The 12,202-nt window shown below is 66.7% G+C and carries 10 protein-coding genes; 5 read left to right on the plus strand and 5 right to left on the minus strand.

What is annotated here, in order from left to right; translation table 11 throughout:
- Positions 1 to 8: 8 nt before the first annotated feature.
- From fliQ to AC1RQK_RS30285, 3 genes are all read left to right on the plus strand, one after another.
- Positions 9 to 278, plus strand: a complete 270-nt coding sequence (fliQ, locus tag AC1RQK_RS30275; RefSeq protein WP_043353410.1) for a flagellar biosynthesis protein FliQ — start codon at positions 9 to 11, stop codon at positions 276 to 278.
- Between the two features lie 117 nt (positions 279 to 395).
- Positions 396 to 1,181 carry a flagellar biosynthetic protein FliR gene (fliR, locus tag AC1RQK_RS30280; RefSeq protein WP_492373390.1) on the plus strand — a complete coding sequence of 262 codons (786 nt, stop codon included), beginning with the start codon at positions 396 to 398 and terminating at the stop codon, positions 1,179 to 1,181.
- Positions 1,182 to 1,370: 189 nt separating this feature from the next.
- The gene (locus tag AC1RQK_RS30285; protein ID WP_492812973.1) at positions 1,371 to 2,318 is read left to right on the plus strand and encodes a methionyl-tRNA formyltransferase; all 948 of its coding nucleotides are present in this window, start codon (positions 1,371 to 1,373) and stop codon (positions 2,316 to 2,318) included.
- An 85-nt stretch (positions 2,319 to 2,403) separates the two neighbouring features.
- Here the strand turns inward: AC1RQK_RS30285 and rtcA are convergent, their stop codons facing one another.
- The 3 genes from rtcA to AC1RQK_RS30300 form a co-directional block, all read right to left on the minus strand.
- Complete coding sequence (gene rtcA, locus AC1RQK_RS30290) at positions 2,404 to 3,423, minus strand: RNA 3'-terminal phosphate cyclase (protein WP_492812975.1); 1,020 nt, start codon at positions 3,421 to 3,423, stop codon at positions 2,404 to 2,406.
- 77 nt (positions 3,424 to 3,500) lie between these two features.
- Positions 3,501 to 4,727, minus strand: a complete 1,227-nt coding sequence (locus AC1RQK_RS30295; protein WP_492812977.1) for an RtcB family protein — start codon at positions 4,725 to 4,727, stop codon at positions 3,501 to 3,503.
- A gap of 373 nt (positions 4,728 to 5,100) precedes the next feature.
- The gene (locus AC1RQK_RS30300) at positions 5,101 to 6,663 is read right to left on the minus strand and encodes a vWA domain-containing protein (RefSeq protein ID WP_492812979.1); all 1,563 of its coding nucleotides are present in this window, start codon (positions 6,661 to 6,663) and stop codon (positions 5,101 to 5,103) included.
- Positions 6,664 to 6,869: 206 nt separating this feature from the next.
- On the opposite strand from AC1RQK_RS30300, the gene rtcR reads away from it, so the two are divergent.
- Complete coding sequence (rtcR, locus tag AC1RQK_RS30305) at positions 6,870 to 8,474, plus strand: RNA repair transcriptional activator RtcR (RefSeq protein WP_492812981.1); 1,605 nt, start codon at positions 6,870 to 6,872, stop codon at positions 8,472 to 8,474.
- Here the strand turns inward: rtcR and bla are convergent.
- Positions 8,471 to 9,358 (minus strand): class A beta-lactamase, encoded by an 888-nt coding sequence (gene bla / locus AC1RQK_RS30310; RefSeq protein WP_492812983.1) that lies wholly within the window; start codon positions 9,356 to 9,358, stop codon positions 8,471 to 8,473. The genes rtcR and bla overlap by 4 nt on opposite strands.
- A 29-nt stretch (positions 9,359 to 9,387) precedes the next feature.
- Positions 9,388 to 10,188 carry a class D beta-lactamase gene (blaOXA, locus tag AC1RQK_RS30315; RefSeq protein WP_492813065.1) on the minus strand — a complete coding sequence of 267 codons (801 nt, stop codon included), beginning with the start codon at positions 10,186 to 10,188 and terminating at the stop codon, positions 9,388 to 9,390.
- A 259-nt stretch (positions 10,189 to 10,447) separates the two neighbouring features.
- Between blaOXA and AC1RQK_RS30320 the strand changes: the two genes are divergently transcribed.
- Complete coding sequence (locus tag AC1RQK_RS30320) at positions 10,448 to 12,127, plus strand: hypothetical protein (protein ID WP_492373397.1); 1,680 nt, start codon at positions 10,448 to 10,450, stop codon at positions 12,125 to 12,127.
- Positions 12,128 to 12,202: the final 75 nt, after the last annotated feature.

Here is a 12,202-nt window from a genome sequence, read left to right on the forward strand (position 1 = left end):
CCTTCGCCATGACGCCGGAAACCGTAATGAGCATCGCCACCCAGGCGATGAAAATGACCCTGATGCTGTCCGCGCCGCTGCTGCTGGTGGCGCTGGTGGCCGGCCTGGTGGTGAGCCTGTTCCAGGCCGCCACGCAGATCAATGAAATGACGCTGTCCTTCATCCCCAAGCTGCTGGCTCTGTTCGCCACCATGGTGCTGGCCGGCCCGTGGATGATCAACACCTTTGTCGACTACATGCGCGAAGTGTTCCAGGGCATTCCCGCCCTGGTGCATTGAGTCCGATGCGTCCGATGCGTCGGATAAGCCTGGCGTCGCACCTGGCCGCGCTGGGCAACATCTAACGCCGCAATAGCCGTAATAGCCGCAACAGCCGTATCCGCCGCAACAGCCGCCGTGCTCTCCGTCACCTCCGCCCAGCTCTACGCCTGGATCGCCGCCTTCCTCTGGCCCTTGTTCCGCCTGCTGGCCCTGATCGGCACCGCCCCGCTGTTTGGCGAGTCGACCATCCCGAGACGCGCCAAGGTTGGCCTGGCGGCCCTGATGGCGGTGATCATCTCGCCCACCATCGACCACCTGCCGCTGGTGCCGGTGTACTCGCTGGAAGGCTTCCTGATCATCCTCAACGAGGTAGGCATCGGGCTGGCAATGGGCTTCAGCATGCGGCTGGTGTTCTCCGCCGTGCAATTCGCCGGCGAAACCATCGGCCTGCAGATGGGCCTGTCGTTCGCCTCCTTCTACGACCGCTCCTCCGGCGGCCAGACCATGGTGCTGGCGCGCTTTCTCAACGTGGTCGCCATGCTGATGTTCCTGGCCATGGACGGCCACCTGATGCTGCTGGCCACCATCGCCGATAGCTTCGCCAGCCTGCCCATCGCCGCCCAGCCCCTCACCGGCGCCGGCTGGGCAGCGGTGGCCGCCTCCGGCGCCACCGTGTTCTCCTCGGGACTGCTGCTGGCCCTGCCGCTGATCGCCGCGCTGCTCACGCTCAACCTTGCCATGGGCATCCTGAACCGCGCATCTCCCCAACTGTCGATCTTCGCGGTCGGCTTCCCGGTCACGCTGGGCGGCGGCATCCTGATGATGATGCTGATCATGCCGCAGATGAGCACCTTCATGGCGCGGCTGATCGAGGGCGGGTTGAGTACGGTGGCGACGGTGTTGGGGCAGTTTGGGCGGTGAGGGTCAGGTCTCGGCAGACCCGCCCGGAGCTTTAAGAATCCGTTTCAAATTGATTCTGGCAGCGTCGCGCGGCGGTGCCGTACAGTGACGTGTCGGCGGCCGCGGTTCCAGCCAGGGTCCTTTTGCTCCCTGCTGAAGCGGCATCCATAGGTTACAAGCAGGGCCGCCCGACGATTCAGGAATCGATCGTTGAGCACCCTCTCTGCCTCCCTCGACACCGGTGCAAACGCCGGCTTCGGCCCCGCCGCCGTGCACCCCGCGGCGGTACCCGCCACGCCAAAACGCTTCGCCATCACCGCGTCCGACCGTTATGTTGGCGTCTTCGACGCCTTCGTCCAGCACGGATGGGAACCGGTGAAGCTGTTCACCGCCCGCGTCGACGGTCGCATGCATCGCACCGACGCCATCCTCGGCCGCGCGGAAGCCCGCAAGATCGACATCCAGCTCTCGCCCATGAATGACCGCTCACTCGACGGCTTGCGCGATCTCGGGTGTGACTTGCTGGTGGTGGCGAGCTACGCGTGGCGCATCGGAGACTGGGCCTCGCGGATTCCGATGGCCATCAATTTCCACCCCTCGCCATTGCCGGTGGGCCGCGGCCCCTATCCGCTGCCACGGGCCATCCTGGACGGTCTCGCCACCTGGGGCGTGAGCTGCCACAAGATCAGCAGGGACTTCGATCAGGGCGACATCCTGGCCCAGCGCCAGTTCGACATTGCCTCCGACGAAACGCATGAAAGCCTCGATCTGAAAACGCAGCGCGCCACCTCGCGCCTGGCCCACGAAGTGGCCTTCAATCTCGATGCCCTGTGGAAGAATGCCGTGCCGCAGGGTGCTGGCTCCTACATCCCCTTCTGGACCGACGCCGACCGTACGATCGACTTTTCCCTGACACCCGAGCGCATTAACGCGATGCTGCGCGCCTTCGGGCGCCATGAATGCCTGGCGCGCATCAACGGCAATGTGGTCCACGTCATCGACGCCCACGCCTGGCACGAACCGCATAACCTGCCACCGGGCGTGGTAGACCATGTCGATGGCGAGCGCTTCGTCGTCTCCTGCACGGGCGGATTCATCGCCATTCTCGAGTGGAACCTGTTGCCACCCGGACAGATGCGGGGCACGGCGCCGCGCTGAGCGCGCACGGCCGCGGGACACCACGGGCGAATTGCAGCGTTGCCCCTCAGCCCCTCGGCCCCTCGGCCCCTCGGCCCAGCCCCCCTCACGCAACCACCACCCGCGTACACCCCTCCTGCGCCTCAAACCCGATATCCACCGGCAGGAACTTGGCAATCACCTCGGCATTGCTGCGCACGTGATTGGTCACTTCATCCACGGTGAAGCTGCCGCCGCCCGCCAGGGCCATTGGCAGCAGGAGCTGGTCAGCCAGGTGTGGGCCCACCGCACCCTTGCCAGCCAGATAGGCGCTAGCCTGGCGGCAGGCGGCGGCGGCTACGCTTTGCGCGGGGCGGCCCTTCTCGCCGAACTCGCAGAAGACCTCGGTCACGTGCTCGTGCGGCAGCGTCAGCAGCACGGCGTTGCCGGGGCCTTCCTCATGGCGCAAGCCACCCACGTGCAACTGGCTGGCGTCCCATCCCATCTGCTCGCCGACGAGGTCGAGCTCGCGGCGAGCTACGTGGAACGGGACGCCGGCGATCAGCACGCGTGCATCGGGCCTGCCGGATGCGCCGCGCGTGTCCAGCGCCAGCGGGCGCCAGGCCGCGCCGGAGCGTCCGCTCACTGTCAGTTCGCCGCCGCCGGCGGGATAGAAGCCGTGGCGGCGCAGCGCGAGCTCGGCAGGCGCGCCCATGCGGGCCATCAGCGGCAGCCAGGCGTCGCGCAGGAAGGTGGCTGAAGGCGCCATGGGGTTGTGGGTGCCACCGGACAGGGTGAGCGTAAAGCCGTCGTCCCCCGCGACGGACCACAGCGCCGGCAGCAAGGTCTGCAGCACCAGCGTGCAACTGCCGGCGGAGCCAATGGCAAAGTCGTAGTTGCCGGCGCGCACGGGCCCCGGCTCGAACGTCAGCGCCGTCGAGCCGATCGCTGCGCCTTCGGTGCGCGCGCCGCTGATGGCCTGCGCCGCCACCACGGCGCTCAGGTGCTGGCGCATCAGCCCGGGCTTGCTGCGCCGGGCGCGCACGTTGGCGATATGCACGGGCGTGCCGGTCACCATGGCAAGCGACAGCGCGGTGCGCAGGATCTGGCCCCCGCCCTCGCCGTAGGCACCGTCGATTTCAATCATCACGGAATACTCTTCTGTTCTTGTTGTTATGCCAGCGCCGCCAGGGACAGGTTCGTCCCCGGCGGCGGTTGCTGCCCTCAGCCCTTCACGCACACCACCTGCTTGAGCGTGTGGACGATCTCGACCAGGTCGGACTGCGCCGCCATCACCGCGTCGATGTCCTTGTAGGCCATCGGGATCTCGTCGATGACTTCGGCATCCTTGCGGCACTCGACGCCTTGCGTGGCCAGTCGCTGGTCTTCCACCGAGAATTGGCGCTTGGCTTCGGAGCGGCTCATGGTGCGGCCCGCACCGTGGCTGCAGGAGCAAAACGATTCCGCGTTGCCCTTGCCACGCACGATGTAGGAGCGCGCGCCCATCGAGCCCGGAATGATGCCAAGCTCGCCGGCCTTGGCGCTGACCGCACCCTTGCGGGTGACCAGCACGTCTTCGCCGAAGTGGCGCTCCTTCTGCACGTAGTTATGGTGGCAGTTCACAGCCTCCATCTCCGTGGCAAAGGGCTTGCCGATCACGGCGCGCGCGGCGTCCAGCACGTTGGCCATCATCGTCTCGCGGTTGCGGCGCGCGTACTGCTGCGCCCACTCCACCGCGAACACGTAGTCTTCATAGTGCTCGCTGCCTTCCACCAGGTAGGCCAGGTCGCGGTCGGGCAGGTTGATGAAGTGTCGGCGCATATCCGCTTGCGCCAGCTCGATAAAGGTGTTGCCGATGGCATTGCCCACCCCGCGCGAGCCCGAGTGCAGCATGAACCAGACCGACTGGCTCTCATCCAGGCAGACCTCGATAAAGTGGTTGCCGGTGCCCAGCGTGCCCAGGTGGTTGCGGTTGTTGGTGCGCGCCAGCTTCGGGTGCTTCTGCGTGATGCGCTCGAAGCCACCTGCCAGCGCGGCCCAGCTCGCATCCACCGCATCCGGCACCTCGCCCCAGGCACCCTTGTCGCGCCCGCTGCGGTTGTTGGAGCGGCCGTGCGGCACCGCTTTCTCGATGGCGCTGCGCAGCGGGCCGAGGCTATCGGGCAGGTCGCTGGCGGTTAGCGTGGTCTTGACGGCGATCATGCCGCAACCGATATCCACGCCCACCGCCGCCGGGATGATGGCGCCGCGTGTGGGAATCACCGAGCCGATGGTGGAACCCTTGCCCAGGTGTACGTCCGGCATCACGGCCAGGTGCTTGAAGATGAACGGCATCTGTGCGGTGTTGGCGAGCTGCGCGCGCGCGCCGTCATCGACGGGCACGCCATGGGTCCACATCTTGACCGGGCGGCCGGTGCCAGACTGGAATACGTCGTAACTCTCCTTGCTCATGTCTTCTTCTCTCTTTGCCTTGCGGCGGGACTACGCTGGCGTTGGCCAGCAAGATACCAAATAAGGTGGGCGACTAGTGGTTGTGGAACCGGCGCTCTAATCGTAGGGCAATGCGGCCTCGCCACGACAAGGATCGGCAGGATTTACGCTGCGTATGCCGCAGCGGCCGGAATTGAACCGGCAATCACCAGATGTAATCCTGGCCAGCATTCGTGGCGAGTCCGCATACCGCAGGCGCCATGCGCGGCGGCTGGGGTATGCCGGCTCGGGGGCGGTAACCAGCGACAAGGGATAGGACAGACAAGCCTTGGATGTAGTCTGCCCGGCATTCGCCAGTCACCGCCGAACCTCACAACTTCAGAACTTCAAACCTTCACAGCGTCGTGGCCGATATCTCGCCCACCCAGTGGCCGGCCTGCAACTGCCCTGCAGCGAAGGCTGCGACGACTTGGAACACCGAGTCGGAGAAGCCCCCGATGTTCAGGATGTCGTCGCGCTCCGGCGCCTGGCTGGACGCGTAGGGCTGCATATCCAGGCACACCAGCCGCGCCTTGGGATTGCGCTGCCTGAAACGCTCCCACTCCCGCAGCGTGGCCGTTTCGCCATGGCGTGCATCCATCCACGACTGGTTGTCCGACACCAGCATGACCACGTCGGCGCTCACGCGGCGATGGTTCAGCCACGCCAGCGGCGCGCTGCAGTTGGTGCCGCCCGCGCCGATCGCCGCCATCTTCTGCGCGTTGGTCATCACCGTGTCGCGCGGGTTCAGCGTCAGCTTCACCACTTCCTCCTTGAAGGGCAGCACCATCGTGTCCGGCTGCTTGCGCAGGAAGGTTGCGGCGACCAGCGCCGCGGCGTCCACGCAGCGCACCGCGCTGCTCGACCCCGCACGGTAGCCCGTCACCGGCGAGTGCATGGAGCCCGACACGTCGGGGCAAACCACCATGCGGCCCTCCACCAGCGGCACATTGGCCAGCGCCAGTTCCAGCGCATCCTGCAAGGCCTCGCGCACGCCCGCCGGCATGTCTTCCCCGGCGGCGTGGTACGCGGCCAGCAACTGGTACGGAAACACCCGGGCCCGCGCGATGGCTTCAGGCTGCCGCAGCTTTGCCGCGATCTCGTCCGCCATGCCCGGCAGGGCAAACACGCCGTGGCGCGCAAAGGTGTTCAGGTTCATGCGCACCATCTGCCAGCCGCCATGGCGTGCCACCTCGGCCCAGGCCTGGGCATCCAGGTCCAGCGATGCCAGCATCTGGAACGGCACCGCCGGCACCGGCGCCTGCCGCCCTTCGGCCCGCGCCAGCTTGTAGGCCTCCAGGGCCTGCGTCACCGGTGGCAGCGCAGACACGTCATACGGCTTGCCGATCAGCCGGGCAAAGAAGGCGGCGCGCCAGGCTTGCGCCGGCTTCGGGTGCACCATCTTCACCACATCGGCCAGCGACGGGCTGGTGCCCACCGATGCCGACAGCAACGCACGCTCATCGGCCGTGTTGAGCCATTGCTGCACCAGCTTCTTCGGCCGCGTGCCCAGCGACTTGCGGCCCACCGCGCCGCTGCGCAGGATCTGCACAAAGGTGCGCAGCATCTTGCCGTTGTCGATCACGCGGCCGAACACCGCCGGCAGGTACTGCGAGCCCCGCACGGTCAATGCGGCCAACAGCAGGGCCGGCATGTCCTTCATATAGCCGCGCTCGCGGCAATACACGGCGGTCTTGGCGATAAAGGCCGGATCGACGTCCTCGCACAGCGCCATCACGGCGTCGAGCTGCGCTTCGGCGCTGGCGTAGAAGGTGCCGTTCAGGCAACCCGTTGCCGCGTACTGCGCCAGGCGATGTTCGCGTCCCAGGGCATAGGCAGTGCCGCCCGCCTCGTTGATCGCGTCCGCCGGCGGCAGGAAGCGGCCACGCAGGCTTTGGAACAGATTGGTATTTGCCATTTGCATTCTCCCCAGGAGACAAGGTTGCGTCGTATTCGATGGTCTCTATTTTGCAAACGGCGTGCCAGGGGGCCGCAGGTAAGCAGCAACAAACACATAACCCAATGATTTATAACGACTTCTATCGGACCCCCTCAAGAAACGCACCAATTTCCTGCTTGTTTGCCACACCTAATATCTATATATTTGTATAGCTATCTATAAATATGAAGAACATGAAAAAAGTCGTCATCGGCTTCATCGGCACACAACTCGACCGGGGCAAAGGCTCCGCGCGCTGGGAAAAATGGCGGCCCAGCGTGGCGCTGTGCCAGCACGAAGACCTGCTGCTGGATCGCTTCGAGCTGCTCTATACCGGCCGCCACCGGGCGCTGGCCGAGCAGGTCGCGGCCGACATCGCCAAGGTCTCGCCGCAGACGGAGGTCAGGCTGAACCTGCTGGCGCTGGAGGATCCCTGGGATTTCAGCGAGGTCTATGCTTCGCTGCATGAGTTCACGCGCGGCTACCGCTTCGATACGGAGCGCGAGCAGTACTGGGTGCACATCACCACCGGCACCCACGTGGCACAGATCTGCCTGTTCCTGCTGACCGAGGCGCGCTACCTGCCGGCCTGCCTGTTGCAGACCTCGCCGCCCTTGCGGCAGGCCAGCGGCCAGCCGGGCCACTACGCCGCCATCGATCTCGACCTGTCCCGTTACGACCAGCTGGCCGCGCGCTTCTCGCGCGAGCAGCAGGATGCGGTGTCGTTGCTCAAATCCGGCATTGCCACCCGCAACGCCGCCTTCAACCAAATGATCGACGAGATCGAGCGCGTAGTGCTGCGCTCGCGCGCGCCGGTGCTGCTGACCGGCCCGACCGGCGCCGGCAAGTCGTTCCTGGCGCGGCGCGTGTTCGAGCTGAAGAAAGGCCGCCACCAGCTCAGCGGCGGCTTTGTGGAAGTGAACTGCGCCACCATCCGCGGCGACGGCGCCATGTCGGCGCTGTTTGGCCACGTCAAGGGTGCCTTCACCGGCGCGCAGGGCGAGCGCACGGGTTGGCTGCGCTCGGCCCATCAGGGCTTGCTGTTCCTGGATGAGATCGGCGAGCTGGGGCTGGACGAGCAGGCGATGCTGTTGAAAGCCATCGAGGAAAAGCGCTTCTTTCCGGTAGGCGGCGACAAGGAAGTGCAGAGCGATTTCCAGTTGATCGCCGGCACCAACCGAGACCTGCGCGCCGAGGTGCGCGCCGGACGTTTTCGCGAGGACCTGTTTGCCCGCATCAACTTGTGGACCTACCGGCTGCCGGGACTGGCCGAGCGCCCGGAGGACGTGGAGCCCAACCTGGACTACGAGCTCGTGCGCCAGGCGCGCGAGCTCGGCAGCCAGGTGCGCTTCAACAAGGAAGCACGCCAGGCGTGGCTGGATTTTGCGGTATCGCCGCAGGCCTGCTGGCGCGGCAACTTCCGCGACCTCGCCGCGTCGGTGACGCGCATGATGACGCTGGCCGACAGCGGCCGCATCGATGCCAGTGTCGTGGACGCGGAAATCGCGCGGCTGAACGACTCGTGGCAGGACGGCGCTCAGCAGGCGGTAGCCCAGGGCCAGGCGCTGGCCATCCTGGATCCCGCCGTGCGAGCCGCCACGGACCCGTTCGACCTGGTGCAGCTCGACTATGTGCTGAGCGTGTGTCGCCGGAGCAAGAGCCAGGCCGAGGCCGGGCGCACGCTGTTTGCCGTGTCGCGGCTGGGCAAGAGCAGCAGCAACGACAGCGACCGGTTGGCCAAGTACCTCGGCAAATTCGGCCTGACCTTCGCGGCCGCGAGCCAGCCCTAGCTTAGCGCCTCGGCCGCGATCCGCGCCGCAGAGGCCAGCACGTCGTTGCGATAGGCGGCGTCCTTGCCGGGCTGCGTGAAATAGATCGCCAGCACGATGGGCGGCTTTCCGGGCGGCCATGCCACACCAATGTCGTTGGCCGTGCCGTAGTCGCCGGAGCCCGTCTTGTCCGCCACCTGCCAGTCCGCCGGCATGCCGGCGCGGATCCGCGTGGCGCCAGTGGTATTGCCGCGCATCCATGCCACCAGCTGTTCGCGCTCTGCCCCGCCCAGCGCATCGCCCAACGTGAGCCGTTGCAGGCTAGCTGCCATGGCCGCCGGGGTCGACGTATCGCGCGGGTCGCCAGGCAACGCGGTGTTGAGCTCGGTCTCCCAGCGGTCGAGCCGGAACTGGTCGTCGCCGATCGCACGGGCAAACGCGGTCACGGCGGCGGGGCCGCCGAGCAGCTTCATCAGCAGGTTGGCGGCCGTGTTGTCGCTGTACTGAAGGGCCGCCGCGCACAGTTCGGCTACCGTCAGGCCGTCGCCGACGTGTTTCTCGGTGATCGGGGAATAGGCAACCAGTTCGTCCTTCTTGTAGGCAATGCGCCGTTGCAGCAGCCCGGCCTGCGTTGCGCTGCGCTGCAGGACGGCGGATGCGGCGATCACCTTGAATGTGCTGCACAGCGCAAAGCGTTCGTTTGCACGGTGATTGAGCCACGCGCCATTGGCGGTATTCAGCGCAGCGATGCCAAGGCGCCCGCCTGCTGCGGACTCGAGCGCGGCCAGGCGGTCTTGCGCCGCGACGATCCCTTCGGTCCTGCCGGCCCACGGCGTACAGGCGGCGGTAAAGGGGGCCGTCGCGGCGGCGAGCAGCAGCGTGCGGCGAACGGGGCAATGTGTCATCGGTCCTTTCCTGTGATTAAGCGGTTGCATCAGAGTGATCCCAACAGTCCCGGCAACGCCTGCATGAACGCATCGCGCGCGCGCAATCCTGCGCTGACAGGCTCCTTCTTCTCATCCTGGATCAGGCGCGCAAAGACGACGTTCCGGCCGTCCTTCGCCGCCCAGCCGACAAACCATCCGTAGCCGTGGCTCCAGTCCTCGGTGCCATTGGCCAGGCGCGGGGCGCCGGTGCCCGTCTTGCCGTAAACGGCCCATCCGTTTGGCAACGCGCCGAGCGCCATGATCCGGCTTGTCATTTCATAGGCATGCGCGGTCACGGGCAATTTGCGATTGACCACCTTTTGCAAAAACGCAACCTGCTCCAGCGGCGAGATCCTCAGCGACGAGCTGAGCCATGAGCGCGTCAGCCCGTTGTGCTTGCCGGGGTCGCCAGAGATATCGCCGTTGCCGTACTGGAACGCACTGACGTACCGCCCGAAGCGCGCCTGGCCAAGCTGTTGCGTCAACTGCTGCGAGTACCACACAACCGAGGTCTTCATCCAGCGCTGGGGGTCCGTGGTGACGCGCTTGGACGGGTTGCTCTCACGATACGCCTCACGATACGGCATGGCTGGCGCGTGTTCATCCGCCAGTAGCCCCGCGTCGAAGCCCATCAGGCTGAGCGGGACCTTGAATGTCGATGCCGCGGTCACGCGCTGGTCGCAGGTGCCCTCTTGTTTAAGCAGCTTGCCGCTACTGGCATCCGCAAGGACCGTGCACGTCAGCTCGGCACGGGCGGTTGATAGGGACAGCGCCGCGCAGAGCGCGGCAAAGATGGCGATTGGCTTCAAGATGATCTCCGTGATTTTTATGAGCGCGATCGATCTGGCCGGCCAGGCCGGCGCACGAAACGGAGCATAGGAGCGCGGCGGCATGACGCCAAGCCCGCTGGCTGTAACCTGCGTAACATAGCACCCTCGGCACACGCGCTGATGGCACAATTCCCACACGTCCCGCTGCAAATTACCGCTAGAAAGTGCCGCCGCAAAGGCCCGTTTCAACGTCCTGCATCAACGTCCTGCATCAACGCCCCACACACAACCGTCCCGCATGCGCCAGCCCGCCCTTGCCATCGAGCTATCCGCCCCCTATCTCGTCAACGGCGAGCCCGCGCGCTACCAGAGCCTGTGGCTGCTCGCCGCCGTCTGCGCGGCCGCGCGCAACCGCGGGGCCAGCCTGCCGGCGGTGCATTTGCAAACCCGCTTCCCCGATGCCGCCAATATCCGCATGATGGTCTCGCGCGCCTTTGCCGACTTCGCACGCTGGGGCGTGCCGGTGGGCTGGGGACCGGACCGGGGCCAGGGCATCGCGGGCCTCAACCCGGCGCGCCGCAGCCGCGGGCCGTTCTGGATCGAGCCGGAGCACGGCAAGCGCGTGCGCTTCACCGTGGATGGCCGCAGCGCTGGCGATGCGGCATTGGCGCGCTTCGTGGGGCTGGGCACTGCCGCCGCGAAGCATGCCGCCCGCCAGGCAGACGAGGCCCACCCCGCGGTCGACTACGTGATGCGCGACATCAGCTACTGGAGCCATCTCACGCAAGCCATGCGCGGCATGCAGGACGGTGTGGGCGTTGCCGGCGTTGCGGGTGGTGGCGCCAGCAACGGGGTAGCGGATGCCCTGCGCGCCGCGCAGCGCTGCGCCACCGACGATTTCCAGCACGCCTTCGCGCTGCTCAAGGAGAGCCTGGCCTGGCGGCGCGGCGACGATCTTGCGCGCAGCCGCGCGGCGCTCCAGCGCTTTGACCGCATTGTGGGCACCGGCACCGTGGACACGGCGGTGCCCACCTTCGCCGCCATGGCGCGCGTGGTGCGGGCCTGGGAGCGCTATGCAGGCAACCAGATGGAGGCGGCGCAGGCGGAACTGGAAGGCCTTGCCGCCGATCCGGCGCTGCAGCCCGTGGTGCGCTACAACCCGCGCGTGCGTTTCGAGACCCTCAACCTCGGTGCGCTGATCTACAAGACGGTGGCGATCCGCGACATGGCAACGCAGCCAGAGGCGGCGCGGCAAGCGGCCGAAGCGGCCGTGGCAGGCTTCTCCGGCGCCCTGCAGGCAGCCTATGAGGCAGACTCGGTGGATGCCGCGCAGCACGTGGCGGCCAACCTTGGCCTTTGCCTGTGGCTGTTCTGGAACCACGCGCTGATCGATCCGCGGCGCGCTTGGCCCGCGGGCCAGGTGCAGCGCCAGGCCGTGCGCTGGCTGGGCTTGTCAGAATGGATCTGCGACCGCTTTGGCGTGGGCGGCGGCTCGGCGTGGAACATCATCTTCCTGCTACGCATTGCGCGCGGCAACTGCGCGCAGGACGGCGGCGGGGCGCTCCAGGCGTTTCGCGCGCAACGGCCGCTGCTGCTGGATGAAGCGGTGGACGCGCTGCGCCCCTTCCATGCGCCCTTTGCGCGAGCCAAGGGCTTTATCAGCTGGTCGTCGCTGGCCAGCTTTGCGCTCGACGAGCACGACACCGGCCACGTGCACTACGGCGCCCTGCCGCTCGCCAACCTGCTGCTGGAAGCCAGCTGGTTCCACGCCTTCGAGCACGGCGCCACGCCTGCCGCGTTTGCCACGGTGGAGCGCCTGGCCGAGCTGCTCGGCAAGCTGCGCCCGGCGGAGCGCCGCTTCTTCGTCTCAGCCATCACCGCGCTGCCACGCGAGCTGCAACTGGCCGCCGCCGAAGCCATCCGGGCCGCACCGCGCCCCGCCCGCAAGACCAAAGCAACGCCACGCCGGTCAGGCTGACACATAACGTTCATCGTGCCGAAACATCCCATCCGTATATTTCCGCCTCGCAATCAGGGATAACAGGGAGATATA

It is taken from the genome of Cupriavidus sp. GW822-FHT02D05, from assembly GCF_058802485.1.

Bases quoted from the DNA above. Each gene is read 5' to 3' on its own strand.
- fliQ (WP_043353410.1), top strand. From the start codon at position 9: ATGACGCCGGAAACCGTAATGAGCATCGCCACCCAGGCGATGAAAATG.
- rtcA (WP_492812975.1), bottom strand. From the start codon at position 3,423: ATGATTGAAATCGACGGTGCCTACGGCGAGGGCGGGGGCCAGATCCTG.
- AC1RQK_RS30295 (WP_492812977.1), bottom strand. From the start codon at position 4,727: ATGAGCAAGGAGAGTTACGACGTATTCCAGTCTGGCACCGGCCGCCCG.
- AC1RQK_RS30300 (WP_492812979.1), bottom strand. From the start codon at position 6,663: ATGGCAAATACCAATCTGTTCCAAAGCCTGCGTGGCCGCTTCCTGCCG.
- rtcR (WP_492812981.1), top strand. From the start codon at position 6,870: ATGAAGAACATGAAAAAAGTCGTCATCGGCTTCATCGGCACACAACTC.
- bla (WP_492812983.1), bottom strand. From the start codon at position 9,358: ATGACACATTGCCCCGTTCGCCGCACGCTGCTGCTCGCCGCCGCGACG.
- AC1RQK_RS30320 (WP_492373397.1), top strand. From the start codon at position 10,448: ATGCGCCAGCCCGCCCTTGCCATCGAGCTATCCGCCCCCTATCTCGTC.